The organism is Bombilactobacillus sp. ESL1097 (genome assembly GCF_058107205.1).
In genome coordinates this window covers 209,570-228,047 of record NZ_JBYLUB010000001.1, presented here as the reverse complement: position 1 = coordinate 228,047, position 18,478 = coordinate 209,570, and the positions used below count along the sequence as shown (strand labels likewise).

At 37.8% G+C, this 18,478-nt stretch carries 16 protein-coding genes; 8 read left to right on the top strand and 8 right to left on the bottom strand.

What is annotated here, in order from left to right; translation table 11 throughout:
* Positions 1-51: 51 nt before the first annotated feature.
* The 5 genes from AC3B6D_RS00990 (at position 52) to AC3B6D_RS00970 (ending at position 6,553) form a co-directional block, all read left to right on the top strand.
* Positions 52-2,568 carry a hypothetical protein gene (locus AC3B6D_RS00990; RefSeq protein WP_489774722.1) on the top strand — a complete coding sequence of 839 codons (2,517 nt, stop codon included), beginning with the start codon at positions 52-54 and terminating at the stop codon, positions 2,566-2,568.
* A 205-nt stretch (positions 2,569-2,773) separates the two neighbouring features.
* The gene (locus tag AC3B6D_RS00985) at positions 2,774-3,679 is read left to right on the top strand and encodes a proline-specific peptidase family protein (RefSeq protein ID WP_489769250.1); all 906 of its coding nucleotides are present in this window, start codon (positions 2,774-2,776) and stop codon (positions 3,677-3,679) included.
* A gap of 489 nt (positions 3,680-4,168) precedes the next feature.
* Positions 4,169-4,840 (top strand): histidine phosphatase family protein, encoded by a 672-nt coding sequence (locus AC3B6D_RS00980; RefSeq protein ID WP_489774720.1) that lies wholly within the window; start codon positions 4,169-4,171, stop codon positions 4,838-4,840.
* A 214-nt stretch (positions 4,841-5,054) separates the two neighbouring features.
* Complete coding sequence (locus AC3B6D_RS00975; protein ID WP_489774719.1) at positions 5,055-5,702, top strand: TetR/AcrR family transcriptional regulator; 648 nt, start codon at positions 5,055-5,057, stop codon at positions 5,700-5,702.
* A gap of 20 nt (positions 5,703-5,722) precedes the next feature.
* Positions 5,723-6,553 (top strand): glycosyltransferase family 8 protein, encoded by an 831-nt coding sequence (locus AC3B6D_RS00970; RefSeq protein ID WP_489774718.1) that lies wholly within the window; start codon positions 5,723-5,725, stop codon positions 6,551-6,553.
* Here the strand turns inward: AC3B6D_RS00970 and AC3B6D_RS00965 are convergent.
* Positions 6,550-8,313, bottom strand: coding sequence for an ABC transporter ATP-binding protein (locus AC3B6D_RS00965; protein ID WP_489774717.1), 1,764 nt, complete (start codon positions 8,311-8,313; stop codon positions 6,550-6,552). The genes AC3B6D_RS00970 and AC3B6D_RS00965 overlap by 4 nt on opposite strands.
* 99 nt (positions 8,314-8,412) lie before the next feature.
* Here AC3B6D_RS00965 and AC3B6D_RS00960 point away from each other — a divergent pair, with 99 nt between their 5' ends.
* From AC3B6D_RS00960 to AC3B6D_RS00950, 3 genes are read left to right on the top strand one after another with little or no spacing between them, the layout of a single operon-like run.
* A complete protein-coding gene (locus tag AC3B6D_RS00960) occupies positions 8,413-9,192 on the top strand; it encodes a 1-acyl-sn-glycerol-3-phosphate acyltransferase (protein ID WP_489774716.1) in 780 nt (259 codons plus the stop codon).
* Positions 9,189-10,145: a glycosyltransferase family 8 protein gene (locus AC3B6D_RS00955; protein ID WP_489769254.1), complete on the top strand. Its 957-nt coding sequence runs from the start codon at positions 9,189-9,191 to the stop codon at positions 10,143-10,145. The genes AC3B6D_RS00960 and AC3B6D_RS00955 overlap by 4 nt, the downstream gene beginning before the upstream one ends.
* Entirely contained in the window at positions 10,142-10,996 is an 855-nt protein-coding gene (locus tag AC3B6D_RS00950; protein WP_489774715.1) for a lysophospholipid acyltransferase family protein, read from the top strand. The genes AC3B6D_RS00955 and AC3B6D_RS00950 overlap by 4 nt, the downstream gene beginning before the upstream one ends.
* 240 nt (positions 10,997-11,236) lie before the next feature.
* On the opposite strand, the gene AC3B6D_RS00945 is transcribed toward AC3B6D_RS00950, so the two are convergent.
* The 7 genes from AC3B6D_RS00945 to AC3B6D_RS00915 all read right to left on the bottom strand — a co-directional run bounded on the left by AC3B6D_RS00945 (position 11,237) and on the right by AC3B6D_RS00915 (position 18,386).
* Positions 11,237-11,893: an amino acid ABC transporter permease gene (locus AC3B6D_RS00945; RefSeq protein ID WP_489757044.1), complete on the bottom strand. Its 657-nt coding sequence runs from the start codon at positions 11,891-11,893 to the stop codon at positions 11,237-11,239.
* Positions 11,894-11,906: 13 nt separating this feature from the next.
* Positions 11,907-12,545 (bottom strand): amino acid ABC transporter permease, encoded by a 639-nt coding sequence (locus AC3B6D_RS00940; protein ID WP_489757043.1) that lies wholly within the window; start codon positions 12,543-12,545, stop codon positions 11,907-11,909.
* Entirely contained in the window at positions 12,545-13,357 is an 813-nt protein-coding gene (locus tag AC3B6D_RS00935; protein WP_489774714.1) for a transporter substrate-binding domain-containing protein, read from the bottom strand. The genes AC3B6D_RS00940 and AC3B6D_RS00935 overlap by 1 nt, the downstream gene beginning before the upstream one ends.
* An 11-nt stretch (positions 13,358-13,368) precedes the next feature.
* Positions 13,369-14,106, bottom strand: a complete 738-nt coding sequence (locus tag AC3B6D_RS00930; protein ID WP_489757041.1) for an amino acid ABC transporter ATP-binding protein — start codon at positions 14,104-14,106, stop codon at positions 13,369-13,371.
* A 102-nt stretch (positions 14,107-14,208) separates the two neighbouring features.
* The gene (locus AC3B6D_RS00925; RefSeq protein ID WP_489774713.1) at positions 14,209-15,399 is read right to left on the bottom strand and encodes an MFS transporter; all 1,191 of its coding nucleotides are present in this window, start codon (positions 15,397-15,399) and stop codon (positions 14,209-14,211) included.
* Between the two features lie 167 nt (positions 15,400-15,566).
* Positions 15,567-17,372 (bottom strand): FtsX-like permease family protein, encoded by a 1,806-nt coding sequence (locus AC3B6D_RS00920; protein ID WP_489774712.1) that lies wholly within the window; start codon positions 17,370-17,372, stop codon positions 15,567-15,569.
* A 261-nt stretch (positions 17,373-17,633) separates the two neighbouring features.
* Positions 17,634-18,386, bottom strand: a complete 753-nt coding sequence (locus AC3B6D_RS00915) for an ABC transporter ATP-binding protein (RefSeq protein ID WP_489757038.1) — start codon at positions 18,384-18,386, stop codon at positions 17,634-17,636.
* Between the last annotated feature and the right edge of the window lie 92 nt (positions 18,387-18,478).

Genomic DNA, 18,478 nt, shown 5'->3' with positions numbered 1-18,478 from the left:
CGGCTAATTTATTACTTTTAAATCACCATAACAAAAAAGGTAAAGAAAAAAATGAGTAAAAAATCTTTCTTTAATGTAGCATTAACATTAATTTCTTTAGTTATCAGTATTATCTTCGCCAATGGTTTTCAAAGTCAAACCATTTTAGCAACAGCTAAACAAGAACCATCAGCTGCTCTTGTTAAGCAAGTTGAAGGAATGAATTTACCTAATGAACAACTATTAAAAACGCCCGTTATGACAGTTAGTAATTTCACCTTGAATCCTCCACAAGCTACTGATATTGATGATGGCTTAACTTGGTCAGCACCGCAAAATAACTTGGAGATTGGTTATACTAATCCTATGGCTATTAACGGCAAAACAGTTAAAATGGGCTTTACTTTTGGTAGTTGGTCGGCAACTAAATTTTCCGGACAAATTACTTCAAATTCTAATATTTTTCTGCAAGATGGCTTAAATTCTAATGGTACACCAAATAACATTCAAGCCTTTAGTCACGGTGCAACTGAGGGACCTTCAACTAGTTCGGATTACGTTCTTTTTCAGGGGGGCGGGGCGAACTCATTAATGTATACAGCATTACTTACGTATGGTCATCAACCGACTTATTTTGTATCTAAAGATAGTAGTGGTGCCGTACAAGCGGTTAAAGTCATGGGGTATTGTACTAATGGTGATTCTAACGATTCATTCGAATTTGAAGAAATTTTGCGGCGTTCCCCCTACCGTAATGGGAATGTTGCTCAAGAATTATATGTAAAAAACATTTCTAGTTCACCACAGCTTTACCTTATTGGTGAACATGAGGATACACAATTAGAAAATGGTGCGCTGATTGGCAACTATGTTCCAGATCGAGTGCCAGTTTATGCCTTGGGAGATAATCGTGGTATGTATCTGGAATCACCTAATCATCGGTTAAATATTAATTTTGATCTTACAAATGGACCAGCGCATTGGTTAGCTGAAGATTATAGTGATCGGTTTAGCTATAGCCCAACAGGTCTTAGTAATGCAGTTAATCGTGATAAAACTCCAGTTTTTAAGGGACCGAATTTTACAAATGTTACTGGACAAGAGATTTATAATTATTCAGCAGGTAAGATATTGTTACCGAAAATTAAAAACCGCAATAACGGTAAAATCGAATATCCTGATTCAGGTTATGCTGTATTATGGCCACAATTTACTTTACCAGTAGGACAAACGCAACATTATGCATTGGATATTGGGGTGGGTGCTAGCTCTTCTTCCAACCCATGGCTAAAAGAAAATTGGCAAAATGAATCCCGATCAGATGGTAAAAATTATTCAGGAGATAAAATTAAGTTTACTGTTAATTTAGGAAATGATGGTAAAGATAGTGAGTATAAGACAACTAACTTATCCGATTTAGTACCTGCAGGAATAGACGTAGATAATAGCAGTTTTAAGTTAACTGATGCTAATGGTACAACTAAGTCTGTCACTTATAATGCTGCTAATCGTGGTTTGCAGTTAAGTAATGCTGATGCCATAGACTTAAAAGATAATCAAACTGCAACTTTAACATTTTTGGGAACTATTTCGAATTCTGCTAGTGGACCAGCTTTAACGACGACTCCTAAAGCAATAGCTATTGAACAAAAGTTAGATGGCAATCCTACTAAGGACTTTTCTGGACCACAGGTTAGTATCCCATTATCACATAAATTTCAGGCCGAATTAACACAAGATGCCTCAGACCAAACTCACAAAGAATTACCAGCAAACCATTATATACCGGGGGATACGATTGATTTTCATATACACTACAAGATTAATGCTGATGTTACTGATAGTGTATCGGAACTTCACTTTATTCCTAGTGTTAGTGCAGGATTAACAGCTAGTGGCCATGTAGCAGCGACAATGGATAATTCTGAGACTAATGACTTAAAAGTAACTTATCAACAAACAGAAGGTTCTCCTTGGCCTTCTCAAGTTAACGTTACTAAAAGTGATGGAACTGCTTTTAAGGCAGGTGATCAAATAACGGTAACCATTACGGGAACCGCGGAAAAATCACCCGATGATCAGTCTGATGGTAAGTTAAGTCAGACAGTTGATGTGACTGGTACTTTAGACTCAGGTGAAGCAATTGCTTCAAACCCAAACACTTTAACAATCTTACGTCAAAATCTGACCCGCTTAAGCGTACCGAAGAGTATTGATTTTGGGACACATTACAAAGGAGAAGCAACCGAATTCTTAAATCCAGAGTTAGATGCTAATTTGACAGTGGAAAGTGGAGTTAAATTAAATTCTAATTCTAGATTTTTGGTTCAAGCCCAGGGTAATGCGCAATTAGCTGGTGGATTATTTTTGAAAGATCAAACCAATCAATGGCAGGATTTATCAACGCCAACATTGCTACCTGTGCCATCACCATCGCCAGCTCCAACAACTGATGTTAATTATCAGTATATTTATGATTTTTCTGCCTTAATCCAGCCTAAAAAATGGAAATTAGTAGTACCGGTTAATGCTCAAAAACCAGGCCAGGCTAATCAAACTGTTACTTGGACCATCTCGAACTCATTATGAGTTAGTAAAATTGAGAAGTATTTAATTTTGAGCGGAACCATCACTTAATCCAAGGTTAATCCAATTAATCTGAGACCAAGTGGTTTGATTTCATCAGGTCTTCAAAGAATGGGTTCCTTGCTTACTTTCAAAAAATTAATAGTATGTCTAAACTAGGCAAAATTTGCTATGATAGAAGTAATTACTTCAGAAAAGAGTGAGTTGCATGAAACAAGGAACACATATTCTAACCTTAGATAATGGTTACCATTTATGGACACGCACCGTAGGTCACGGTGATATTAAATTATTATGCTTACACGGTGGTCCCGGTGGTACCCATGAATATTGGGAAAACTTCGGTGATGAATTGGCCGATTTAGGTGTCGAAGTTACGATGTACGACCAATTAGGTTCATTTTATTCTGACCAACCAGATTACAGTGATCCCCAAATTGCCGAAAAATATTTAACGTATGATTATTATTTGGGTGAAGTTGAAGAAGTCCGTCAAAAATTAGGTCTTGATAATTTTTATTTAATCGGCCAATCTTGGGGTGGCTTGTTAGTTCAATTATATGCTGCCAAATATGGTCAACATTTAAAAGGCGCTATTATTTCTAGTATGGTGGACGAAATTGATGACTATGTTAAACATGTCAACCAATGCCGTTTAGATTGCCTCGGCCCTGATAAAGTAGCCTACATGGAGCAAATTGAACAAGCAAACAAACTGGATGACCCTACCTACCAAAGTTATGTTGACGTTTTGAACGCCGAATACGTTGATCGCAAACAACCTGAAGCCATCCGACATTTAGTATCAACCATGGCAACTGATGTTTACAACGTTTTCCAAGGCGACAATGAATTTGTTGTGACTGGTAAATTAAGTCAATGGCATTTTCGCGAACATTTGCACGAAATTCAAGTTCCAACCTTGCTGACTTTTGGTGAACACGAAACTATGCCGTTATCATCTGCAAAAATTATGCAGGAAAAAATTCCACATGCTCGCTTAGTAACCACGCCTAACGGTGGTCATCATCATATGATCGACAACGCACCAGTGTACTTTGATCATTTGAAACAGTTTATTAAAGATGTGGAATCCGGTAATTTCAACGATTAAATAATCACTGCGACAAGCAGCGTTTAAAAGTTGAGTATAGCCTTAGATAAAGGACTTAAGTTTTGATTTTTAAACTTGAGTCCTTTATTGTAGCTAGACGCAGACTTCTGCTACTTGGAGCGCTAAATCAATTACTGTGACAAAGGGCGATTAAAAACTGAGCACTAACCTAGACCAAGACTAAAGTGTATTTTAGCTTTAGGACTTGGGCGTAGTTAGGCACAAGTTTTTGCCCTTTGGAGCGCTAAATCAACATCGCGACAAAAAACGTTTTTAACCGAAAACTAACCTAGACTAAGGACTGAAGTTGAACTTTAACTTGAGTCATTAGTTGTTGTTAGGCGAAATTTTTCAATACTTAGCTGAATTTCATAGTATAAAATTCAAGCTAAGTAATTATTTTATTCATTAAATTAAATAATGTCATCATTAAAACAACTCCGCCATTTTCTCATAAAACGAGTACAATAATTGACAGGAGGTAGTGAAATGAAATACACAGTTTATTTAATCCGTCACGGCCGCACCTGGTTTAACAACTACAATAAAATGCAAGGTTGGTCTGATAGCCCACTAACAACTGAAGGTACTGCTGTTGCCGAAAAAGCAGCTCAACAACTAAAAGATGTTCCGTTTGATCTTGCCATTTCTTCTGATGCACGACGAGCCATTGATACTTGTCGCATCATTATTTCTGAAAATGTTAATCATGAACAACTAGTTCCTCAAAAATCTTCCCGCTTTCGGGAAGAATTTTATGGTTACTTTGAGGGAATGAACTCTGACGAAGCTTGGCATATGATTTTAACACCTCATGGTTATACCAGTTATAATGACGCTGCCCAAAAAGTGGGGTTGGATCAAACCAAAGACTGGATGAAAGTCGCGGATCCATTTCATGACGCTGAAGATTCCACGGAGTACTGGCAACGATTAGAGGCGGGATTTAATGATTTAGATCACCTCGCATTTGATGGCGCCAAAGTCTTACTAATCAGTCATGGCACCACCATTCGTTCTTTAGCTCAACGCTATGGTGATGGCTCTTTTGAAGTTGATCGTGGCCCGGCTAATGCTAGTTTAACGACTTTAGTGCGTGAAGATGGTCAAAATACCGTAACCAGCTATAACCAAAATCTCTTTACCGCAGACGAAGTTTAATTATCTAGTTGTCCCAAATTTATTATCTATTCAATCTTACCTGAGAGTTAGATTTCTAAGTTTCTACTTTAGAAATTTAACTCTTTTTATCTGCTTAAATTTTCACTTGACTCCTGTTCAAAATAAATTATAGTAAAATAGGATTAGTTAGTGAGTGTTTACTCATTGATTTTTGAGTAATTACTCAAAAATTATATTATCAGGAGGTAGCCCTATGGAAGATCGGGCTTTATACACGCTCTTTCCTGAAGCCCAGTTGTTTACCAATACGAAGTATAAATTATTTAAAAGTGCGATTGAATTATTTGCACAACAAGGCTTTAACAAAACGAGCACTCGCCAAATTGCTCAACAAGCACAAGTATCCGAAGCTTCGCTGTTCAAATATTTCACGAATAAGCGTGGAATTTTAACCGCGATTTTAAAGCCGATGGCGCAGCAAATTTTTCCCGACGTCATTCGCGAATTTTCTCAAACCGTTTTGCAGAAACACACGGCCAATCTTCAAGAACTCATTACTTTAATTGTTCATAATCGCATTGATTTTTACAAAAAAAATCCCGAGTTAACTAAAATTTATCTCAACGAACTCAGCACGAACCCCACTTTAAGCCAAGAGCTGCTACGTTCTTTTCCTAAAGAAGCTATTCAAGATTTTAATGCCGAAATTAATTATTTAAAGCAGCGGCAAACTATTGTCACTTGGCAAAATTCTGAAATTTTTCGCTTTATTATCACAACCTTGTTAGGTTATTTTGTCGAACATTATATTTTGTTTCCCCAAAAAAAGTGGTCTCAAACCGTTGAGGTCAATCATTTAATCACTTTTATCACTGACGGTTTAACCGTCAATAACCACTAAGCATTTTTGATGTCAAGTATTTGGAGGTCCTAAAGATTAATATTTTATATTGTGGTGATGATAACATGTTTCATGGTATTTTATTATCCATGTTATCAATTGCTAAACATGAACCAACACCGTGTCATTTTTATATTATTACTGCTTCGCTCTACAACAAAAAGCATCAGTTTCAAGCCTTGAGTACTGCACATGTAAACTTTTTGACGAAAGTTTTACATGACAAAAATCCGCAGCATACGCTAACCAAAATCGATTTAACCGACCTATTTAACCGTTATTCACCGTTGGCCAACTTGAATACCATGTTTACACCTTACAGTATGTTGCGACTATATCTTGACTTAGTTCCAGAAATTCCCGATCGTTTGCTTTATTTAGACGCTGATGTTATTTGTCACCATGCTTTTGATGATTTTTATGATCAAGATTTGCGTGATACCGAATTAGTGGGCGTTTTAGATTATTACGGTCGGTGGTTTTTCCATTACCAATGGCAGAAGTTTGATTATCTCAATTCTGGGATGTTACTACTTAATATGCAAAAAATTCGTCAGACCGGTCTCTTTGCCAAATGTCGCACTTATTGTCGCAAACATAAATTAATTATGCCGGATCAATCAGCCATCAACAAATTTGCGCGCACCAAACGCTTCGCCGCCACTAAATACAATGAACAACATGGCGTGAACGAAGCCACGGTCTTTCAACATTTTTCTACCAATTGGAAATTGTTACCAGTTATTCATGTAGTTAGTGTCAAGCCTTGGGAAACTGACAAGGTTTTCCAATTAAATTTAACTGCGAATGACCAAGATATTTACTTAGAATATCTTGCTTTAATTAACTAGTGCTTGTTCAACGTGCCAAATTGTTCCTGAAAATAAGCTTGGTAAGGTGGATAATTTTGTAATAGCTCCTCATGCGTCCCCGAACTTTGCACTTGACCATTTTTAATAAAATAGATTTGATCAGCATGAATAATGGTATTGAGTCGATGAGCAATAATGAGTGTCGTGCGGCCAATCATTAATTGCTGCAGTGATTGTTGAATTAATTTTTCAGATTCTAAGTCTAAACTGGCAGTTGCCTCATCAAGTAATAGCAGTTTGGGATTGCGCAAAAACACCCGTGCAATCGCTAAACGCTGGCGTTGACCACCGGACAAATTCGTTCCTTGCTCTCCCACTGGCGTGGCCAATTTTTGGGGCATTTGTTGGACGAATTCGCGCGCATTGGCTAACGCCAATACTTGCCATAATTGTTCATCAGTATAATGTTTTGATAATCCATAAGTGAGATTATCCCGAATTGTGCCAGTAATGGCTACTGAATTTTGATCAACCAAACCCAATTGCTGACGCCAAGAAGTCAAGTTAACCTGGTTTAAATCGACTTCACCAATTCTGACTTGACCGTGGGTGGGCTGGTAAAAACCTTCTAACAAGTTAAAAATTGTAGACTTGCCGCTACCTGAAGGTCCCACAAATGCCACTGTCGTCTGCGGTTTAATCGTGAACGCTACTTGGTCTAAAGCTTGCCGGCCATCCGGATAAGAGAATTGCACATTATCAAAAGTTATTTTTTGCCGTTGATAATCAATTTTTTGCCCACTGTGTGAATTTTCTGCTCCTTCATCTAACAATTCCCGAATTTTATCGGTGGAACCATCCACTTTGGCTAAATCCGTTAAGAATTGCCCTAATGTCGTAAAGGGGACCATTAATTGAATTAGATACATCATAAAGGCCAACAACGTTCCCAAATCCAAAGTACCATTTTTGATCCGCACTTCACCATAAAGTAAAATGCTAAAGACCGTGGCTAACATAATAATGCCCGTGACAGGACCGACAATAGAATCATAAATGGCTTCTTTACGTCCAACCTGATACAATTGCTGTAATTGATTTTGACCGCTCTGATATTCTTGAATTTCGGCGTTATCAGCCTTAACTAAGGTAATGCCACTAATCATTTCGCTAACTTTACCACTAAATTGTGCTAACAAGCTTTGCCGTTGCCCCGCAATTTTGGTGGAACGGTGAAACACTGGTAATAAAATCAAAATCAATAACGGGACCGCAATAAACAAAATCAGCGTTAATTGCCAATCCATCGCTAGCATAAATAACAAAGCCCCGACTAACTGCAACAAAGAAGTTAACATTTTGGGTAAAGAATTAGCTAACAACTCTTTAACTTGGTTGGAGTCATTAATGACTCTTGACGCAATTTCGCCGGATTGTCTTTGATCAAAATAACCTACCGGTACCGTTAACAACTTATCCCACAATTTTAAGCGTAATTTCAAGACCACCTCTTCGCCAAAAAAGCCCAAAAAGCTGCCTGAAAAAGCCCCAATCAAAGTACTCAATAAAAACAGCCCACCGCCTAAGACCACTAAACCTACATCCACGTGTGCTAGAGATTTTTGTACCATTGCCACTAATTGTTTAGCAATCATGGGCACAATTAATTGGATCACAATCGAAACCGCCCCTAACACAATGCCAAGGAGTAATTGCCAATAGTGCGGTTTAATTTTATGTATTAAAGTCATCAAATTATGATAACTATCTCTTAATTTGTTACTATTGAAAAATGACATAATTTTACTCCTATGATTGCTAAATTAAAGAGTTCTATGTAATATTAACCGAACCAGCTAGCATAAGTAAAGCCATTATTTTACTAGGAAGGATGGACTATGACTCAGAAAACCATTTACTATGAGTCTTATCAAGACGATGTTGTTACTTCTAAAAACCAAGCGGCCAAATTACCAGCTAACCATCGTTGGATTCATCATAATTTATTTTACCTCTGTTTTTCACAATTATTTTATTATTTAGTAGTTGTTATTAGCATTATATACTGTTATGGTTGGTTACATTTAAGATTTCAAAATTTACATAAACTACGCCAAAACTCCAAGAAAGGTGGTGTTGTCTATTGTAATCATACTCAGCCTTTAGGGGATGTTTTCTTGCCTTTTTTAGCGGCTTTCCCCAAACGGCCTTATATTATCTGCTCCCAAGCCAATCTCGGATTGCCAATTATCGGTAAATTACTGACATTTGCCGGCGCGTTAATCATCCCTGATGGTAAAAAGCAATTTAATCAATTTAATCAAGCTATTAAATATCACTTAAACAAGCACCACCTCATCTTTATTTATCCAGAAGCCCATGTTTGGCCGTACTTTACTGAAATTCGGCCCTTTACCGCCACGAGCTTTCATTATCCCGCCGCTTGTAATAAACCCAGTTTTAGCTTAACCGTGACCTATCAATCAGCTAACTACTTCAAGCGGCCACAAATAATTGTTTATACTGATGGACCTTTTACGGTTGCTTCGCAACTTTTGCCCAAGCAAAGGCAATTCCAATTGTATCAACAAATTCGCAAAACCATGATTACTCGCAGTCATCAGAGTAATTGTCAATACATTAATTACCAACAACGAAAGGACTTCGTCAAACAATGACAAATCTTAATCAAGAAATTCCCGTTTTCTTTTCTGTCGATGACAGATACGCACCTTATCTAGCTGTAGCTATAAATTCCTTAATTCAAAACAGCAATCCTGAAAGAAATTATCATATTATCGTTTTGTGTGATGACTTATCACTGACTAACCAACAAAAACTCCGTACCTTAGTCCAATCAAATATTCAGTTAGAATTTGTTTCCATCACCGAGCAAATCAAAAAACAAATTACGGATACGAATAACAAGTTACGTGCCGATTATTTCACCTATACCATCTACTTCCGCTTATTTATTGCAGAATTATTTCCACAATTTGACAAAGCTATTTACTTGGATGCCGATACTGCTATCAATCATGATATTGCGGATTTATTTGATCTGCCATTAGGTGACAACTGGATCGGCGCAGCCGTTGATCGCTTCATCGTGGAAAATCCAGAAACTTTTAATTACGCTCAAGAGGCTATTGGCGTTGCCGGTGATAAATATATCAATTCGGGCGTTTTACTCATGGATTTACAGGCCTTACGCGATAATCATTTTGCTGATCATTTCTTTAACTTATTAAATCAATACCATTTTCGTAGCTTAGCTCCCGATCAAGATTATCTCAATGCTATCGCTAAGAATAAAATTATGTACCTAGATTCCACCTGGAACGTAATGGTAACTTTTCCTGAGGAGACACCAGCTGCTTTAATCCACTGGAACTTATTCAACAAACCTTGGTACTACCAAGATGCCCCCAGACAAGAATATTTTTGGAAATACGCCCAAACAACACCGTATTATGATCAATTACAACAACAACTGCATAGTGTGGATGCTCAAGCCATTCAAAAAGATGAAAAAAATGCTGACGAATTAATGAACTTAGCTGTGCAAATTGCTAAAACTTCTAATACTTTTCATGCTCGTGCCCAGCAAGGAGTGAAGATCGCCTTATGATGATTGATCATTTTATTGATATTGGTGATCGAAAACCGGTCATCGACAACATCAAGCATAACGTTCAACAGCACGCTTTAACTGCTAAAGTGGAAGTTAATGATCCCGTCATGAGCTTAGCTGACGAACAGGCAACCATTCACGAATTTGAACAACTGTTACCAACTTGGAAATATCGGCTGAATAATTCTACGGCCCGCCATATCATGAACTTAGCGGCAGCGACTTTAAAAAGCAATCTTCAAGTAACAAACCAACATAATTTAACCGGCTTACAATTGCCTGCGGTCATTACTTGCAATCATTTTAACCCCATCGACAGTTTATTGGTCCGCCAAGGATTGCATTTTAAGCGAATGGCCATTGTGATTGAGCCTACCAACTTGAAGATGCCCGGACTGTTAGGATATCTGATGAACTATACCGATACCATTCCTATCAGCCAAAGCTTCAATTATATGAAAAAAGATTTTCAACAGTTGGTCGCTCACAGTTTGCAACAAAAATTACCCTTATTGATTTTTCCCGAAAGTGAAATGTGGTTTAACTATCGTAAGCCGCGCACTTTCCAACGCGGTGCTTATTATTATGCGGCTAAAAATCATGTTCCTATTCTTTCTTGTTTTATTGCAATTTTTGACGCACCAACTGCCAAGGATTCACATGCTGTTAAGTATCAATTAATGATCCTCAAGCCAATTCATGCGGATCCTGATCTATCTATCAGTGATGCGTCTGAACAGATGCGACAAATTGATTACCAACAAAAGGTCGCTGCTTATGAACAGGCCTATCAAAAACCATTTACACCTGAGTTTGAGGACACAGATATTGCGGGACATTACCTTTAAGTAAAGATACACATTATAAAAGGCTTAGAACTAAAGCTTACGATCTCAATATTCAAACATTTTTTGAATATTGTTAGATCCTAATTGCTTAAGTTCCAAGCCTTTTTTGATTTATGGACATTAAACTTATTTGATCTAGTCTCCAAGTATCATCTAACTACGAATCAGCCACCAAGTCAAAAGTCGAAATTAATTGTTAATCCTTAGCTTTTAGATAGGTACTGGTCAAAGTCTTTGCTGTTAACCAGCCATGCGCTTATCAATATGATTACCTAATAATGATAAGCTGAAACAAACGATAAAATATAACACAGCTAATGCTGCAAACATTGGCAAAATATAGTTGGCATTTTGTCCATAAATTACTTGCGCATGTTGCATCATTTCAGGAACCACGATAATTGTGGCTAACGATGTATCTTTAATCAAAGAAACAAATTGACTAATCAGTGCCGGAATCATTTTTTTATACGCTTGCGGCAAAATAATATGCCACAAGGCTTGCAAAAAGCTCATCCCCACTGAGCGCGCGCCTTCCATTTGTCCCGTATCAACCGCATTCAAACCCGAACGAACAATTTCGGCAATCATCGTTGATTCGAAAACCGTCATCGCAATAATTGCTGCAACGATGGTATCGGGCTTTAACCCAAAATTAGGCAAACCAAAATAAGTGAAGAAAATAATCAACAAAAGCGGAATATTGCGAATAATATCAATCACAAAACCAAAAATAGCCGAGACATATTTGATTTTAGAATAGCGAATAATCCCTAAAATGGAACCAAAGATAAAGCTTAATACCACCGAGATCACGGAAATATAAATTGTCACCCAAAGTCCCATTAACAAGAAACGCAGGTTCAACCATGAAAAAGCTTGAATCCAATTTTGCATTGATGGTCACCTCCTAAGCCAGTTTCTTTTCTAAGTGTTGCATGTAATAACTCAATGGCAACGTAATTATTAAATACAAAACCCCCACAACCAAATAACTATTGATGGTATCAAAAGTCGTGGATGCAATCGAATTAGCTTGATACATTAAATCAAAGCCCGCCACAAACGCCAAAACGGACGAATTCTTAACTAAGTTAATAAATTGATTACCCAAAGGAGGAATCACAATTTTGACAGCTTGCGGCAAAATAATATAACGCATTGCTTGCCAATAAGTCATCCCTACTGATAGGGCTCCTTCCATCTGGCCTGTCGAAACTGACTGAATACCCGAGCGAATGGTTTCGGCAATAAAAGCGGAAGTATATAACGTCAAGCCAATGGTCCCCGCGGTAAAACCGTTGATTTTTACAACGTACATCGGAATAACTAAATAAAAGAACATGGTAATTACTAATAACGGAATATTACGAAAAATTTCCACATAAGCCTTGCCAATTACCCGGGCAATTTTATTGGGCACCACTTCCATAATGGCAAACAACGTACCAATGATTAGGCTAAAAAACAAGGCCAAGATACTTGATAAAACGGTCCAACCAAAGCCGCTTAATAGTTGGTGGCCGTAATGTGTAAAAATATTAATCATTATCGATACAGCTCCTTATAATTAAACCCAGGCACATTACCAAACCATTTTTTAATTAAACGATTATACTCACCATCACGTTGCATTTCTGTCACCGCACGGTCCACGGCCTTCGTAAAGGACTTTTGACCCTTGTTAACTGCCACCCCGTACGGTTCTTTAGTAAACGTGCCGCCCCGCACTTCAAAGCCGGGATTTTCGACAGCTAACCCGTACAAGATCCCATTATCGGTTGTTAATGCATCACCTTGGTGCGACTTTAAGGCATTCATTGCTTGGGCATAATCTTGCAACTCCACGACGCGAGCTTTCGGTGAAACTTTTTGGATATTATCAACTGAATTAGAACCGACTACGCCAATCACGGTTTTATGATTTAAGTCACGCGCATTTTTAATAGTAGAATTTTTGGGAACTAACAACGATTGACCAGCATCAAAATAAGAATGTGAGAAATCAATGGTTTTTTCACGTTCTGGTGTAATCGACATGGTTGCAATGACCGCGTCAACGTTACCATTTTTTAGTAATGGTACCCGGGACTGCGAGGTAACCGTGACAAATTTGGCATGACCATGAGTGCCTAAAATATGCTTCGTAATGTGCTTGGCCATATCAACGTCAAACCCTTTTTGTTGCCCGTCACGTACATCAATCAAACCAAATAATTTCACGTCACCTTTGACACCCCAAGTAATGGTATTCGACTGACGATCATTTTGTAAAACCGATTGACTGGACAGTTTTTGACCACAACCACTTAAGAATACAATACCTATTAATAAGGAGAACAACCAAAATTTCTTTTTCATCGCGGTTCCTCCTAATGTGTAATAATCTTACTCAAGAATTGTTGTGCCCGTTGCGTTTTCGGCTGCTTAAAGAATGACTCCGTATCATCATCTTCCACAATGCGCCCGGCGTCCATAAAAATAACGCGGTTAGCCACCTCTTTCGCAAAGCCCATTTCATGGGTCACGATTAGAGAAGTCATATCACTATCAGACGTAATTTTTTTAATAACTTGTAAAACATCATCAATCATTTCTGGATCTAGCGCCGAAGTTGGTTCATCAAATAATAACAGTTTCGGACGCATAGCTAAGGAGCGCGCAATCGCCACCCGCTGTTTTTGACCACCCGAGATTTGACTCGGCATATTTTGAGCTTTCGTTTCTAAACCAACCATTTCTAATAATTTCATGGCTTGTTTTTTGTTATCAGCTTCTGGAATATGGCTGACAATTCTCGGAGCCAACATAATATTTTCTAAAACTGTTTTGTTCGCGTATAAGTTGAAATGTTGAAAAACCATGCCAACATCGCGGCGTAAAATATTTAAATCAGTCTGGTCTGATGAAAGATCATGATTATTGACAATTAATTGTCCCTCTTGAATCGACTCCAGTCCATTCACCGTTCGCGCTAGCGTACTTTTTCCTGAGCCAGATGGACCGATTAAAACTACCGTCTCTCCCTGATCAATTTCCAAATTAATATCGTACAATGCATGAAACTGTCCGTAATACTTTTGGACATTATGAAATTCAATCATTGACATGTTATCGCCTCTTTCAAACTTGTTTCCTAATAGCTTCTGTCTAGAAACTATTTTTTCAATTATACTCTTCTAAGGACAAATTAAAAATAGTCTTTCTTATAATTAATTTTTCTTAATTTTATAATCCCGTCGCCGAAACCGCCAAGCTAACGTCAAAACTACTGCAAAACCTAAGGTGGCCAGTATTAAATCTAAGAAGAAAATTTGCTGAATATTTTGCGTCATGCGTCCCGTAACTAACGGAATCACCACTGCTGCCACAGCGCCCGCCGAGTTATAAAGTCCCGTGGCCCAACCTTTTTGTTGCGGCCAAACTTCTAATAATAATGTCAATCCTAACTGCATGACGCCACCAGCAGCACTAAAGCCGATTAAACCAGACATTAAAATGCAGACCGCCTGATTATTAAAAAAGCAGAGCAGACTTAAAGCAATAACTGATAATAATGTATAAACGAGCATCAAGCTAAGGGTTTTCGCGCCGTGTTGGGTCAACCAGACGGTCAGCAAAACGCACACCACCGATCCTAGACTGTAGTAACTAATTAATGCTTGAGCCTGTGACGTTGTTAAGTGAACCACTGTTTGCCCTAAGCGCGTTAACCACTGGCTTACTAAATAAAACGTTGCTTGGGCCAAAAAGCCATAACTAATTAATAAGCCAATATCAAAAGTCGTTGCTTTAACCGGCAACAAAGTAGTCTTTTTAGTTGTCGATGGTGATATTTGAGGCACTGATTGGCGCCAATTGATGGCCCATAAAACGAATCCATTACAAAACATTAAGCTTAAACATAAAAGAATGTTCCAACCAAACCATTGTTGATGCAAAGTCAACCAACTCACCAATAGCGGTAGCATAAATTGTCCCAAAGACATACTGGCTTTTAATAACACGTTGGCACTACTGGCATGTTGTGGAAATAATTCCGTTAAACTCGGATACGTTCCGGCATCTAAACACGCATTAGCGACACCTGCCAAGAGAGCACTTAACTGAGCTGTTAACAGTGTTGAGCTAATTAATAAACCGCCAAAAAAACCTGCATAACAAACCATTCCTAATAGAATGATTTTTTTTCTGCCCAAATGATCAGATAGTTGACCTGCTAATAATTGCGTCAGTAAACGACCAATTCCAATATTGGCAATCACGGTAGCAATGCCTGCCAAGTCAGTCTGCCAATACTGCATCAGACTAGTAGCATTTTGGGCAATCATAATGGCACCCATCCCGTGAATAACATAATTTAAATAGAGGCTGCTCGCCAAGATTTTACGTTGAACTTTCATAAAATGGTTCTCCAAAAGAAATTATTTTTTCTGGTACAAAAAAGGTTGGAACAATAATATTAACATTTCCCACCTTGGGCAACATTATTTACTATTATTGTGCTCCAACCACTAAATTGCGTCTACTGATTCATTTGAAATCAAATACTGTTTCTATTCTGTAAAAACTAATCCGAACTATTTTTCTTCAATACAATGACTTTATATAAACCAACTGTCACTAAATAATACAACGCATATAACAAAATAAAAATAATCATTGGCCACCACAAGTGTTGGTAGGGATTACGTAACAGCGGTTTGAATAAGCGCAACCCAAATAACAAGTTAATAATGCCTAAGCCAGCCGGAATACCAAAAAGGACGGCCAATTCTTGTTGAATCGAAGTTGTTAATAACTTTTTTCGAGTACCAATTTTTTGTAACATGACATACCGTTGGCGATCTTGATTAGCTCCTGATAAGACTTTAAACATCAAGCAACTGGCTAGCATTGCTAAAAAGGCAAAGCCTAAGAAAAAGCCCATAAACTCTAAGCCACTGTACATTTCGTTAATCATTTGGTAAGTCAAAAATTTCGGCATCGCTCCTTGATCCTTTAACATTGGAAACCGGCTTTGTTGCGCAGCGACTAATTTCCCAATGACTTTGGTATTTTGATAAAAATCACTAGTCTTCACCAAAATTAATTGATTAGTAGGCTGATTAATTTGATCAAAGTCACTTTGATCTACCCAACGTAAAGATTTTTCTAAGCCCTGTGGGATTAATAAGTGTTGTAAATGATTCCCCACTTCTGATTCTGGACGTTGCATTTGCTTAGCCGATGGGGTCAGCGTGGTCACTTTTTGGTTATTCGTTAATAAATATTTAAACGGTTGTCGTTGTAATTGTTGTCGGACCAAATAGACCTGTCCCGCCTGAATTTTATATTGATAACGCGTTTGTTGTGGCTGTTTTAATTGGTGCAATAATTGCTGTTCATGATATGTCGGATTATTAACCGTAACATCGTAATACTCGGCATGATCAGTGACAGTCCGCACATTTTGTTGAAAGCTCATTCCCACACTCAAAGCTCCCAACGCCAACGAAAAGAGCAATGACACAATCGTTAAAATTTTTGTATAATCAGCAATTCGAAAATTCAATTGTCCTAACGTAAATTCATGTAAGCCCCGCAAAGCCCACCGGCTTTTTCGCAAATGGTTTAATAAAATTCGAAACAAAGTATTGATAATCAGATAAGTTCCGAAACTAACCGCAATTAAAGATACCGCCAACGCTAGAATAGCCATTTGACTAACTAACCCCATCATCCAATAACCAATGCATAAACAAACTAGTCCCCAGATTAGCCTAATTACCTGTCCCACTGAAATAGCATTCAACCGTGGATTAATTCGCGGACTTGCTGGCTTTACCAGTTGTAAAATTGGTGTATGACTAATCTTCCAACTGTTTTGGCAAGCCGCTAATAAAAAGATTAAGCCCAACACAATGATCGTTGATAATAAAGCTGGACCATAGAAAATGTGAAATCCAGTTAATGAGGTGTGAAGTTGGTGTGCCAAGGCTTGAGCAACTAATTTTGTCAAGCCTAAACCAACCAGCATACCACTAAGCAAACTAAACAAGCCAATCAACATCGTTTCCAGAATGACTAGTTGACGAATAGTCTTCGGTCTGGCTCCGAGCATCAAAAACATTCCGTAATCTTTTTGGCGCATACTCATCAAAAAGTTATTAGCATATAAAACATAGACGAGTGTAATCACTACTAATAAGACAGTTCCTAACTGAAAGACAATTGGCGTCACGGCAATTGGGGAATTAGTTTTTAAGAACTTTTGATTCAAAGCTAGTGCTTGAAACATATAAAAAATGGCGGCCGAGATTAATAACCCCGAAAATAATACCGCGTAATCTTTCAATCGATGTTTAATTCCACTTAAAGCTAATTTATGAAGCATAATTCCTCCCTACTGCGACCAGTGTCGTTCAGAAGCCGAAGACTAACCTAGAATAAACAATTAAGTTGCGTTTTTTAACTTGATGGTTTATTCGTAGTTAGACGCAGGCTTTTGGCACTTAGATCGCTAGATCAAATACTGCGACCAGTGCCGCGTAAAAGAAACGGACTAACACTTAGGCTGCTTTGTACTTAAAGATTGTGTGTCGTTAAATAACCTTGAGAGCAGCTCAATTCCTATTGAAAATTTTTATTTTCAATCTTATTCCACAAAAGTACCCAAATTATTTAATATTTGCTGATAAAATTCCGTCCGTGTGGCTTGCTGCCGCTTTAATTCCAAACCAATTTGGCCATCGCGAATAAATAAAATGCGATGGCAAAAACTGGCTGAAAATGGATCATGTGTCACCATTAAAATAGAAGTTTGATCCGTTTGATTGATTTTAGTCAGTGTATCTAGTAAAGCTCGCGCACTTTTGGAATCTAAAGCACCAGTGGGTTCATCACCTAAAATCAAGGCTGGATCATTAATTAAGGCCCGAGCCGCCGAAACGCGTTGTTTTTGCCCACCCGATAATTGATTAGGATAATGTTTTAAATACTGTTTCAGGCCTAACTTTTGCGCAACTAGCTGTACTTTTTGTTGAATCAGTCGCGGTTTAACTTTTTGTAAGGATAAAGGCAAGGCGATATTTTCAAAAGCCGTTAAATTATCTAATAAATTAAAGTCTTGGAAAATAAAGCCAATTTGCCGCGCTCGAAAATCAGCTAATTGATTCCCCTTTAACTGCGTAATGTCCTGACCATTAATTGTCACCGTACCACTGGTTGGTCGATCTAACGTCGACATCGTATTTAATAACGTCGTCTTACCCGAACCAGAAGCACCCATAATCCCCACAAATTCACCCGCATCTACTTGCAAATTAATATCTTTTAAAACTGGAGTGGCGACTGTATTTTTCTGACCATAAACTTTTTGAATATTTTTTAATTCTACAACTGGTGTCATAATATCCTCCACAGCAATATTTTTTATTATGTTATATTATATGGTAAATAGCATTGTACAATAAATTATATATTTGCGTCAAACCTTTTTTG

Bases quoted from the DNA above. Each gene is read 5' to 3' on its own strand.
- AC3B6D_RS00925 (WP_489774713.1), bottom strand. From the start codon at position 15,399: ATGAAAGTTCAACGTAAAATCTTGGCGAGCAGCCTCTATTTAAATTAT.
- AC3B6D_RS00975 (WP_489774719.1), top strand. From the start codon at position 5,055: ATGGAAGATCGGGCTTTATACACGCTCTTTCCTGAAGCCCAGTTGTTT.
- AC3B6D_RS00945 (WP_489757044.1), bottom strand. From the start codon at position 11,893: ATGCAAAATTGGATTCAAGCTTTTTCATGGTTGAACCTGCGTTTCTTG.
- AC3B6D_RS00965 (WP_489774717.1), bottom strand. From the start codon at position 8,313: ATGTCATTTTTCAATAGTAACAAATTAAGAGATAGTTATCATAATTTG.
- AC3B6D_RS00990 (WP_489774722.1), top strand. From the start codon at position 52: ATGAGTAAAAAATCTTTCTTTAATGTAGCATTAACATTAATTTCTTTA.
- AC3B6D_RS00935 (WP_489774714.1), bottom strand. From the start codon at position 13,357: ATGAAAAAGAAATTTTGGTTGTTCTCCTTATTAATAGGTATTGTATTC.
- AC3B6D_RS00930 (WP_489757041.1), bottom strand. From the start codon at position 14,106: ATGTCAATGATTGAATTTCATAATGTCCAAAAGTATTACGGACAGTTT.
- AC3B6D_RS00980 (WP_489774720.1), top strand. From the start codon at position 4,169: ATGAAATACACAGTTTATTTAATCCGTCACGGCCGCACCTGGTTTAAC.
- AC3B6D_RS00950 (WP_489774715.1), top strand. From the start codon at position 10,142: ATGATGATTGATCATTTTATTGATATTGGTGATCGAAAACCGGTCATC.
- AC3B6D_RS00960 (WP_489774716.1), top strand. From the start codon at position 8,413: ATGACTCAGAAAACCATTTACTATGAGTCTTATCAAGACGATGTTGTT.
- AC3B6D_RS00940 (WP_489757043.1), bottom strand. From the start codon at position 12,545: ATGATTAATATTTTTACACATTACGGCCACCAACTATTAAGCGGCTTT.
- AC3B6D_RS00955 (WP_489769254.1), top strand. From the start codon at position 9,189: ATGACAAATCTTAATCAAGAAATTCCCGTTTTCTTTTCTGTCGATGAC.
- AC3B6D_RS00920 (WP_489774712.1), bottom strand. From the start codon at position 17,372: ATGCTTCATAAATTAGCTTTAAGTGGAATTAAACATCGATTGAAAGAT.
- AC3B6D_RS00985 (WP_489769250.1), top strand. From the start codon at position 2,774: ATGAAACAAGGAACACATATTCTAACCTTAGATAATGGTTACCATTTA.
- AC3B6D_RS00915 (WP_489757038.1), bottom strand. From the start codon at position 18,386: ATGACACCAGTTGTAGAATTAAAAAATATTCAAAAAGTTTATGGTCAG.